3 protein-coding genes are annotated in these 3,712 nt (G+C 71.6%); 2 read left to right on the top strand and 1 reads right to left on the bottom strand.

Annotated elements, in window-relative coordinates; all coding sequences use genetic code 11:
* Positions 1–1,491 (top strand): ATP-binding SpoIIE family protein phosphatase (locus ACSNOG_RS32070; protein WP_436756221.1); only part of this gene is annotated, 1,491 nt, incomplete at its 5' end.
* Between the two features lie 58 nt (positions 1,492–1,549).
* Here ACSNOG_RS32070 and ACSNOG_RS32065 read toward each other — a convergent pair.
* Positions 1,550–2,839: an MFS transporter gene (locus ACSNOG_RS32065; RefSeq protein WP_436756220.1), complete on the bottom strand. Its 1,290-nt coding sequence runs from the start codon at positions 2,837–2,839 to the stop codon at positions 1,550–1,552.
* Positions 2,840–2,969: 130 nt separating this feature from the next.
* Here ACSNOG_RS32065 and ACSNOG_RS32060 point away from each other — a divergent pair, with 130 nt between their 5' ends.
* Entirely contained in the window at positions 2,970–3,518 is a 549-nt protein-coding gene (locus ACSNOG_RS32060; RefSeq protein WP_436756219.1) for a MarR family winged helix-turn-helix transcriptional regulator, read from the top strand.
* Positions 3,519–3,712: the final 194 nt, after the last annotated feature.

The raw sequence follows: 3,712 nt of genomic DNA, 5'->3' as shown, positions 1-3,712 counted from the left end.
GCCCCCGCACCGGACGGCCCCGTCCCCACTCTCGACGGGCTCTCCGTCCACGACACCCTCGGCAAGGTCCCGGCCCTCGTCGCCGTCGTCTACGGCCCCGAGCACCGCATCGCCTACGTCAACGACGCCTACGCCGCCCTCTTCGGGGCCCGCAGCCCCGGAGCCCCCGCCCGCGAAGCCCTCCCCGAGCTCACCGAGCTCGGCCTGCTCCCCCTGATGGACCAGGTCCTGCGCAGCGGCTACTACACCTTCACCTGCTCCCCCATCGAAGTCGGCGCCACCGAAGCCAAACAGCCCGGCGTCCTCGTCTTCGCCGCGGACGTCACCGACCAGATCGAGGCCGCCGAGCGGCTGCGCGCCAGCGAGCGCCGCCAGCGCGAGGCCGCCGTCACCCTCCAGCGCAGCCTCCTCCCGCAAGAGCTCGAACAGCCCGACGACCTCCGCGTCGCCGCCACGTACCAGCCCGGCGGCAAGGACACCGCCGTCGGCGGCGACTGGTACGACGTCATCACCCTCGGCGCCGGCCGCACCGCCCTCGTCATCGGCGACGTCATGGGCCGCGGAGTGCGCGCCGCCGCCGTCATGGGCCAGCTCCGCACCGCCGTACGCGCCTACGCCCGCCTCGACCTGCCGCCCCACGAGGTCCTCCAGCTCCTCGACGGCCTCGCCAGCGAAATCGACGCCACCCAGATCGCCACCTGCATCTACGCCGTCCACGACCCCAACGAGGGCCGCCTGGTCTACGCCTCCGCGGGCCACCTCCCGATCCTCGTCCGCGACCCCGACGGCACCGTCCGCCGCGCCGCCGAACCCACCGGCCCGCCCCTCGGCACCGGCGGCTGGATGCACGCCTCCGGCACCATCCCGCTCGGCCCCGGCTCCAGCGCCGTCCTCTACACCGACGGCCTCGTCGAGCGCCGCACCGAGGACATCGACGAGGGCGTCGCCGCCCTGGAGCGCGCCTTCGCCGGCGCCACCGGCTCCCCCCAGGTCATGTGCGACCGCCTCATCCGCGCCCTCGGCGTGACCGCCGACCACGACGACGACGTCGCCGTCCTCGTCCTCCAGCACCCCGCCCGCACCGGCCACGACGCCGAGCTCTTCCACAACGCCGCCCTGGAGCTCCTCGGCGGCATCGAAGCCGCACCCCGGGCCCGCGCCTTCGCCTCCGGCGTCCTCGTCAGCTGGCGCTTCCCGACCGAGCTGCGCGACCTGGGCGTCCTCGCCGCCAGCGAGCTCGTCGCCAATTCCCTCCAGCACGGCACCCCGCCCATGCGCCTGCGGCTGCGCCGCACCGACCGCCGGTTGATCATCGAGGTCACCGACGGCGACGACCACCTCCCGCGGCGCCGCCGCGCCGAGCCCGTCGACGAGGCCGGACGCGGCATCTCGATCATCGCCACCATCGCCTCGTCCTGGGGCTCGCGGCGCACGCCGGGCGGCGGCAAGGCCGTGTGGTGCGAGTTCGCCTTGCCGGCGGGGCACGGGTGACGAAAGAGGGGGAGGACGCCTCGGGCGCCCTCCCCCTCCTCTTATATGGAGATGTGTGTCAGGCGTGGACCGCCGTGGGCTCGCTCACCGGCGCCGCCCGGCGCTGTGCCTTCGCCAGCAGAGGGTTGTCCTGGGCCGGGGTGAGCCGGCGGCCCAGCCGCAGCGCCAGGGTGGTGATGAGCAGGGAGCACGCGATCACCATGGCGATGTACGCCACGTACAGACCGCCACCGGCCATCAGACCGCCCACGGCCGGCCCGACCGCCAGCGCGAGCTGCTTCACGAGCGCGAACGCCGAGTTGTACTGACCCACCAGCCGGGCCGGCGCCAGGTCCGCCACCAGCGGCGCCACCGTCGGCGACAGCATCGACTCACCGATACCGAAGAGCGCGTACGTAGAGATCAGCAGCGCGGTCGCCACCCCGTGCGCCCCCGGAATGAGCCCCGAGACCCCCGCGGCCACCCACGCAACGGTCCAGATGAGACCCACGAGCGCCATGACCCGGCTGCGCCGGTGCCCCTCGACCAGCTTGAGGACGACGAACTGCGCCAGCACGATCGCCGCGGTGTTGGCGGCGAGCGCGATGCCCAGCTGCGCCGGCGAGATGCGGGTGACCTCGACCGCGAAGGCCGCCAGACCCGACTCGAACTGTCCGTAGCAGGCGAAGAACATCACGAAGCCCAGCACGCACAGCTGCACCATGGCCCGGTCCCCGAGCAGCGTGCGCCAGCCGCCCTTGGCACCCTCGTCCGTCGGGACCGCGTCCTCGACCCTGGGCGCCTTCGGCAGCCGCACCGTCGCCACGGCGACACCCAGCACCAGGAACATCGCCGCCTCGATCGAGAAGAGCCGCACGAAGCTCCCCGGGTCCGAGGTGTCCACGATCTGCCCGCCGAGCAGACCGCCGACGCCGAGGCCGAGGTTGTTCAGGAAGAACTGCATCGCGAACGCACGCGAGCGGGTCGTCGGCGTCGAGCACCAGACGATCATCGTGGCGAGCGTCGGCTGGATCACCGCGATACCGGCACCCAGCGCCGCGGCCGCGGCGAAGACCAGCGCCTCGGTGGACGCCAGCCCCATCCCCATCGACCCGGCGGCGGCGGAGACCGTACCGGCGATGGCAACCGGCAGCGGACCCCGTCGGTCGATGACCCGACCGACGAAGGGCAGCACGACGAGCGCGGACACGGCGAACGTCATGAGCACCAGGCCCGCGGTGCTCGCTCCGAGATCCCGTACCTGCGACACGTAGATGAACAGGAACGGGACGGTGAAGCCGTTGCCGAACGCGCTCAGGGCGTTCCCCAGCTGGATCCGGCGCAGAGCTGCGCCCATCGCGGTGGTCACACTCACCTTCCTAGGTCGAGGTTGAGGGGCGGGACTGTCGAGGTCTGAAGACTTCAACAGTAAAGTTCGAAGCTAAAGAGTACATGCTGAAGGGCTTTAGCGCGAATCAGTTCGTGTCATACTGCCGGGCATGGCTGACACCCCCGGCGCCTCCGAGCCGAGCCTCGACGAACAGATCGCCGCCTATCAGCGCGAGTTTCAGGACCTCGACCCCCAGGTGGAGAAGGTCGTCTCCGCACTCAGCCGCCTCAACCGGCGGATGAACGTCGCCTACGGCCGCCAGACCGCCGAGCTCGGCATCAGCAACGCCGAGTGGGAGGTCCTCAAGGCCCTCGTACTGGCTGGCGACCCCTACCGCCTGGGCCCCGGCGACCTCGCCAAGCGGCTCGGCCTCACCCCCGCCGCCATGACCCACCGCATCGACCGCATGGTCGCGGAGGGCCTGGTGACCAGGGAACGCGACGAGAACAACCGCGTGCGCGTCATCGTCGGCATTACGGAGGAAGGCCGCAGCAAATGGCTGGAGGCCATGCGCATGGCCACGGTCTTCGAGGAGGAACTCCTCCAGGACCTCTCCGGCGAGGAACGCGGCCGCCTCGGTGAGATGCTGACCCGGCTGCTGCGCAGGGTCGAGGACGCCCAGCCGGACGCCGGGGGACGGCTCAGCGACCTGGACTGAGAGGTCGGTCGAGGGCGATCGAGGGCCCGTGGAGGGGTGGCCGGGGACGTTTGACACGCCCCTGGGGCATGAGTAGTGTTCTCCGAGTTGTCACGGAGCCATGACGGTTCCGAGACGGCCACTCGAGCCGCACCGGCGGCAATCACCACTGCACGGCCCCTGAACGGGATGGATTTCGGCCTGCCGAAATTCGG

The organism is Streptomyces sp. URMC 124 (assembly GCF_051386455.1).
Lineage (GTDB): Bacteria > Actinomycetota > Actinomycetes > Streptomycetales > Streptomycetaceae > Streptomyces.
Note: the sequence above shows the minus strand (reverse complement) of the source record. Positions and strands in the feature narration are given on the sequence as shown.